Source organism: Trinickia sp. (genome assembly GCF_051961175.1).
Taxonomy (GTDB): Bacteria; Pseudomonadota; Gammaproteobacteria; order Burkholderiales; family Burkholderiaceae; genus Trinickia.
In genome coordinates this window covers 1-6450 of sequence record NZ_JBQCDN010000178.1, presented here as the reverse complement: position 1 = coordinate 6450, position 6450 = coordinate 1, and the positions used below count along the sequence as shown (strand labels likewise).

The 6450-nt window shown below is 64.7% G+C and carries 6 protein-coding genes; 3 read left to right on the top strand and 3 right to left on the bottom strand.

The features are described from left to right. A partial coding sequence (gene hrpA / locus ACTHL0_RS10115) for an ATP-dependent RNA helicase HrpA (RefSeq protein WP_440566591.1) occupies window positions 1–2967 on the bottom strand: 2967 nt, incomplete at its 3' end. A gap of 22 nt (window positions 2968–2989) precedes the next feature. On the opposite strand from hrpA, the gene argA reads away from it, so the two are divergent. Continuing rightward, window positions 2990–4372: an amino-acid N-acetyltransferase gene (argA, locus tag ACTHL0_RS10110; RefSeq protein ID WP_440566590.1), complete on the top strand. Its 1383-nt coding sequence runs from the start codon at window positions 2990–2992 to the stop codon at window positions 4370–4372. 53 nt (window positions 4373–4425) lie between these two features. Then, complete coding sequence (locus ACTHL0_RS10105) at window positions 4426–4701, top strand: oxidative damage protection protein (protein WP_440566589.1); 276 nt, start codon at window positions 4426–4428, stop codon at window positions 4699–4701. A 49-nt stretch (window positions 4702–4750) separates the two neighbouring features. On the opposite strand, the gene ACTHL0_RS10100 is transcribed toward ACTHL0_RS10105, so the two are convergent. Further along, window positions 4751–4948: a hypothetical protein gene (locus ACTHL0_RS10100; RefSeq protein WP_440566588.1), complete on the bottom strand. Its 198-nt coding sequence runs from the start codon at window positions 4946–4948 to the stop codon at window positions 4751–4753. A gap of 164 nt (window positions 4949–5112) precedes the next feature. Further along, window positions 5113–5733, bottom strand: a complete 621-nt coding sequence (locus ACTHL0_RS10095; RefSeq protein ID WP_440566587.1) for a glutathione S-transferase family protein — start codon at window positions 5731–5733, stop codon at window positions 5113–5115. 247 nt (window positions 5734–5980) lie between these two features. Between ACTHL0_RS10095 and ACTHL0_RS10090 the strand changes: the two genes are divergently transcribed. Then, entirely contained in the window at window positions 5981–6286 is a 306-nt protein-coding gene (locus ACTHL0_RS10090; protein ID WP_440566586.1) for a hypothetical protein, read from the top strand. Window positions 6287–6450: the final 164 nt, after the last annotated feature.

The following is a 6450-nucleotide window of genomic DNA, read 5'->3' as shown; positions in this document are numbered from 1 at the left end:
GAACAAATGCGCCGGCAACGTCTCCAGCTTGAAATCGGTCGATTTGAGCGCGACCTGGGTCTGTTCGCGCACGTCGGCAATCAGCCCCTCGACCAGACCGCCCGCGCCGGCGCGCGACTCGTGGCGCGCCGCGAAGCCGGCCGCGTATTCGGGCAGCGGTACACAATGCCGGCGCACTTTCTGCGGCAGCGATTTAAGCAGCAACTGCACCTTCTCCTTCAGCATGCCCGGCACGAGCCATTCCACGCGACGCGGATCGACCTGATTGAGCGCATAAAGGGGCACCGTCAACGTTACCCCGTCGCGCGGCGAGCCAGGTTCGAAGTGGTACCCGAGCCCCATCTCGACGCCGGCCATCGTCATGCGCTTCGGAAACAGATCCGTCGTCACGCCCGCGGCTTCGTGCCGCATGAGATCGTCGCGTGACAAATACAGCAAACGCTGTTTATCCTCGGACTGGCCCTTCTTTCTGACTTCGTCGCGATACCAGCGCTCGAAGGCCGCGCCCGTATGGATACCCTCGGGCAGCGCCTGATCGTAGAACGCGAAGATCAGTTCATCATCGACAAGTACGTCCTGCCTGCGCGATTTGTGCTCCAGCTGCTCGATGTCCAGTAGCAGCTTGCGGTTGTGCGCGAAGAACGGGAGCTTCGTATCGAACTCCCCTTCCACGAGCGCACCGCGAATGAAGAGTTCGCGCGCGCGAGCCGGATCCTGCTGCCCGAACGCCACGCGGCGCCGGTGATACACCGGCAGCCCGTAAAGCGTCGCGCGCTCGAACGCCGTCACTTGCGCCGCCCGCTTTTCCCAATGCGGCTCCGACAACTGCTTCTTCAACAAGTGGCCGGCCACCTTTTCGATCCACTCGGGTTCGATTTTCGCGAGGCAGCGGGCATAGAGCCGGCTCGTTTCGACGAGCTCGCCCGCCATGACCCAGCGTCCGGCCTTTTTTATCAGCGTCGAACCCGGCCACAGGAAGAATTTGATGCCGCGTGCGCCCAGGTAGTGCGGCTCGTCGTCGGCCTTGAGACCCACGTTGCCGAGCAGCCCTGTGAGCAGCGCCAGATGGATCTGCTCGAACGTCGCCTCACTCTCGTTCAGGCGCCAGCCGTGCTCGCGCACGACCGTCAGCAGCTGCGAATGGACATCGCGCCATTCGCGCAGCCGCAGATGCGACAAGAACTGTGCGCGGCAAGCATCGATGAGCTGCCGGTTCGATTTCTTGTGGGCAACGGCCTCGCCGAACCATTTCCAGATCCGCAGCCACTGCAGGAATTCGGAACGCTCGTCGGCAAAGCGCCGATGGGCCTCGTCGGCCTGCTCCTGAGCATCGGCGGGCCGCTCGCGCGGATCCTGCACCGACAGCGCGCTCGCAATCACGAGCACCTCGGCCAGCGCGTGCTGATCGCGCGCGGCGAGGATCATCCGGCCGACGCGCGGATCGAGCGGCAAGCGTGCGAGCTCGCGGCCGAGCGGCGTCAGCGCGTTGTCTTCGTCGACCGCACCCAGCTCAGCCAGCAGCTGATAGCCGTCGGCGATGGCGCGGCCCGGCGGCGGCTCGATGAACGGGAACGACTCGATTTCCGTCAGATGCAGCGATTTCATCCGCAAGATGACGGCGGCCAGCGACGAGCGCAGGATCTCGGGATCGGTAAAGCGCGGCCGCCCCTGGAATTCGGCCTCTTCGAACAGGCGGATGCACACGCCGTCCGCAACCCGTCCGCAACGGCCCGCCCGCTGGTTCGCCGCGGCTTGCGAGATCGACTCGACCTGCAACTGCTCCACCTTGTTGCGGTACGAGTAGCGCTTCACGCGCGCGAGCCCCGTATCGACGACGTAGCGGATGCCCGGCACCGTCAGCGAGGTTTCGGCGACGTTCGTCGCGAGCACGAGCCGCCGCGCGTTCGACGGCTTGAACACGCGCGCCTGTTCCTCGGCAGAAAGCCGGGCGAACAGCGGCAGGATTTCGGTGTGCGGCGGGTGATGCTTGCGCAGCGCCTCGGCGGCTTCGCGGATTTCGCGCTCGCCTGGCAGAAACACGAGCACGTCGCCCGATCCTTCCCGGCAGAGTTCGTCTACCGCATCGACGATCGCCTCCATGAGGTCACGATCGGCGTCGCGCGCGCTTTTCGGTCGATCGGGGCGGGGTTGGCCGGGCCGATCGGCACGTTCGCGCCCCGTCGTGCCCTGCGCCGACTTGATCGCCGCGCTGGGCTCTTCGACGGGCCGGTAGCGAATTTCGACCGGGTACAGCCGCCCGCTCACCTCGATAACCGGCGCAGGCCGCGTTTCGCTGCCGAAATGGCGCGCGAAACGGTCCGCATCGATCGTGGCGGATGTGACGATGAGCTTCAGGTCCGGGCGCTTCGGCAGGATCTGCTTCAGGTAGCCGAGCAAAAAGTCGATGTTCAGGCTGCGCTCGTGCGCCTCGTCGATGATGAGCGTGTCATAGGCGCGCAAAAGCGGATCGGTCTGCGTTTCGGCCAGCAAGATGCCGTCCGTCATCAGCTTGACCGATGCACCCGGGGCGAGGTTGTCGGTGAAGCGCACCTTATAGCCGACCACCTCTCCGAACGGCGTGCCGAGTTCTTCGGCGATGCGCCGCCCCGTCGCCGATGCGGCGATCCGGCGCGGCTGCGTATGGCCGATGAGGCCCGTGCCGCCGGCGCCGAGCCCGCGGCCGAGCGACAGGCAGATCTTCGGTAGCTGGGTGGTCTTGCCCGAGCCGGTTTCGCCGGAGACGATCACGACCTGATTGTCGCGGATCGCGCGCGCGATTTCCTCGCGCCGCCCCGATACGGGCAGCGCAGCCGGGAATTCGATCGGTGGAATCGGATTGGGCGGGACGGCGGGACGGCGGTGACGCTCGGCGTTGGCCGGGACTGCTCCGGATTGCCCGCTTTTGGCCCGCGGCGCACGCGGTGCTCGGACCTCACTCGCGGCCGGACTTTTGGATACGTTCGACATGGGGGCGCATTATAATCCCGGCATGAATTCCCAAACCGACCTCGCCCCCCTGTCCCAGAGCGCCCCGGCCCGGCCCGCGGCGCCTGAATCCGAAGCCGTCTCGCACGCCCAGTTCGTGGACTGGATGCGATCGGTCGCCCCGTATATCCACGCGTTCCGCAATAAGACGTTCGTCGTCGGGTTCGGCGGCGAGGTGGTCCACGAAGGGCTGCTCAGTGCGCTCGTCTCCGATATCGCGCTGCTGCAAGCCATGGGCATCCAGATCGTGCTCGTGCATGGATCGCGCCCGCAAGTCGAAGAGCAGATGAATCTGCATGGCGTGCAGTCGGAATTCTCACATGGGATGCGGATTACCGATGCGCGCGCGCTCGAATCGGCCAAGGAAGCCGCCGGCGAAGTGCGGTTGGATATCGAAGCGGCGATCAGCCAAGGCTTGCCGAATACGCCGATGGCGCACGCGCACATCAGCGTCGTCTCGGGCAACTTCGTCACGGCGCGGCCGGTGGGCATTCTCGACGGCGTCGATTTCCAGCATACGGGCATCGTGCGCAAGGTGGACGCCGAATCGATCAAGCATTCGCTCGCGAGCCGCAAGCTCGTGCTGCTTTCGCCGCTCGGTTTTTCACCGACTGGCGAGGCGTTCAATCTCTCGATGGAAGACGTCGCCTCAGCCGCGGCAATCGCGCTGCGCGCGGACAAGATCATCTTCCTGACCGAAACGCCGGGCCTCATGAACGACGCCGGCGACCTCACGCAGGAGCTCTCGCTCGACGATGCCTACAAGCTGCTCGACAGCGGCGAGGTCAAGGGCGATCCCGCGTTCTATCTGAAGCATGCCGTGCGCGCCTGCCGCGGCGGCGTAGCCCGCGCGCACATCATTCCGTACTCGCTCGACGGCAGCCTGCTGCTCGAATTGTTCCTGCACGACGGCGTCGGCACGATGATCTCGTACGAGAACCTCGAAAGCTTGCGCGAAGCCTCGCCCGATGATGTCGGCGGCCTTCTCACGCTGATCGAACCGCTCGAATCGGACGGCACGCTCGTCAAGCGCGGCCGCCATCAGATCGAGCGCGACATCGATCACTTCTCGGTGATCGAGCACGATGGCGTCCTGTTCGGCTGCGCGGCGCTCTACGCTTACCCGCAAGAGCGGATCGGCGAAATGGCCTGCCTGACCGTCGCCCCGGATGCGCAAGGCGTCGGCGACGGCGAGCGGCTGCTCAAGCGCATCGAGCAGCGTGCCCGCGCGCGCGGCCTCACGCGCATCTTCGTGCTGACGACGCGCACCGAGCACTGGTTCTTGAAGCGCGGCTTCGTCAAGGCCACCGTCGACGATCTACCGGAAGACCGCCGCCGCCTCTATAACTGGCAGCGCAAATCGCTCGTGCTGATGAAGCACCTTTGAGCGAAACGGCCGCTGCCCGCCCCTATCGACTACAGGAACAGGAGAAATTTACGATGGCCCGCATGATTCAATGCGTCAAACTCGGCAAGGAAGCCGAAGGACTCGATTTTCCGCCGCTGCCCGGCGATCTCGGCAAACGGATTTACGAGGGTGTTTCGAAGGAAGCCTGGCAGGCCTGGCTCAAGCAGCAAACGATGCTCATCAACGAGAATCGGTTGAACATGGCCGATCCGCGCGCGCGTCAGTATCTGATGAAGCAAACCGAAAAGTTCTTCTTCGGCGAAGGCGCCGATCAAGCGGCCGGATACGTGCCGCCCACGGAAGGCTAAGCGCAATCGCCCGCCTTTGCGCACCGGGCGAGCCACGGCTCGCTCGAACTCAAACGGCTGCGGCCGCGCCGTGACGATGGCCAAGCAGCCCGCGTGAACGGTGCAATGCCGCGCGCGCACCGCGCGTCGCCATGACGGCGCCCACCTGCCCGAGATTGAAATCGACGGACACCATCAATTCCATGAGTTCGACCATCGGTAACACGACGGTCGGGCTGTACAGCCGTTGTTCGATAAGCTTCTTCATGGCGACTCTCCTGGTTTGCCAGCGGGGCAGCCTATGCCCCGTCCTACAACCTTGATCGCCATTGTAGGGACGCGCGCGAAGCCGATAAATGCGCTAAATCGAAAGTCAGAAGTCGCAAGAAACGAACAATCGCAACGCGGGCGCTGGCCTCGGCCCAACGCCGGTTATTCGAGTGGTGCCCCCAGGAATGCCGGTAACGCCTCCGCGCGCGCGGACAGCGCCGCCAACGCCGGATAACGGCCGGGATCGACCGCGCCCGGCAGAATGTGTTGCGTGAAGCGCCAGGCGACGGCCACCGTAATGTCGGGCTGCATGAGGCGATCGCCGCAGAGCCACGGGCCCGAGCCGAGCTTCGTCACGTCGCCCTCCAACGTATCGTAAGCGGACGTCAACTGCGTTTGCACGCGCTCGAGCCACGGTGCGTGCTGCTTTTCCTGCGGGCGCAAGGTCTGCTCGTACACGAGCTGCACGGTCTTTTCGCAGGCGGCAAGCGCGAAGCCGATCAGGTGCAAGGCGCGACGGCGCGCGGGGACGTCTTGCGGCAGCAGCCGGGCTTGCGGGGCGACGCGCTGATCGAGGTAGTCGAGAATGAGCGTCGAATCGATCAGTTGAGTGCCGTCGTCGTCGATGAACGTCGGCGCCTTGACCGTCGGATTGATGTGCCGGAATTGATCGAAGTGGCGGAAGACCGAAACCGAGCGGTGCTCGAACGGCATATCGAGCACCGCCATCGAAACGGCCACGCGGCGGACAAACGGAGAATCCATCATGCCGATCAGTTGCATCGATGCCTCTTTCTTGTTCGGGTAACGGGGACAGGGGTTCCAAGCGGAACAAGCGCCAGTTTGCCGTCCCGCGCATTGCGCACGCAATCCGGGTGCCGCGAATTGGCAGAAAAAGAAGGGGCATCCGGAGACGGGTGGAAATGGCGTGGGCAGACGCATTGCTTACATGCCCGAAAGCTTTGCACGCAACGTCGTCGCCCGGGCCGGGTCAAAAGGGAGGCCCGGCTTCGATGGGGAGTGACCGATCATGACGAAGACGTTATCCCGGCTCGCGGCCTGCGCCATCGCAGTCGCAACGAACACGGCCTGCACGCCGATGTGGTCCGACTACGCCTATTCGACAACGGTACGCATACCCGACGGCACGCTCGTGGTCTGCGATGTCAACGAGTCGCCCGCTGATACCGCTCCGCCGAATGACGGCCTTAGCGTGGCGCAGGAGCGTCAAGCCGAGGTGTTGGCCACGCAAAGGCTGCGCTTGCTGACCGGCCCCTATTCGGCGTACCCGACGCCTTACACCGCACCGATCGTGCATTGCAGGCCGGCCGCGTAAAGAAAAACGGCCCTTGATAGGCACGCTTCGCGGGATATGTCGCGGTCAGTCGGTCAGTCGGTCAGTCGGTCATCGGTCGTCGGTCGTCGGTCGTCGGTCGTCGGTCGTCGGTCGTCGGTCGTCGGTCGTCGGTCGTCGGTCGTCGGTCGTCGGTCGTCGGTCGT

What these genes read in the sequence shown, in the direction of transcription:
- argA (WP_440566590.1), top strand. Translation starts at nt 2,990, where the DNA reads ATGAATTCCCAAACCGACCTCGCCCCCCTGTCCCAGAGCGCCCCGGCC.
- ACTHL0_RS10105 (WP_440566589.1), top strand. Translation starts at nt 4,426, where the DNA reads ATGGCCCGCATGATTCAATGCGTCAAACTCGGCAAGGAAGCCGAAGGA.
- ACTHL0_RS10100 (WP_440566588.1), bottom strand. Translation starts at nt 4,948, where the DNA reads ATGAAGAAGCTTATCGAACAACGGCTGTACAGCCCGACCGTCGTGTTA.
- ACTHL0_RS10095 (WP_440566587.1), bottom strand. Translation starts at nt 5,733, where the DNA reads ATGCAACTGATCGGCATGATGGATTCTCCGTTTGTCCGCCGCGTGGCC.
- ACTHL0_RS10090 (WP_440566586.1), top strand. Translation starts at nt 5,981, where the DNA reads ATGACGAAGACGTTATCCCGGCTCGCGGCCTGCGCCATCGCAGTCGCA.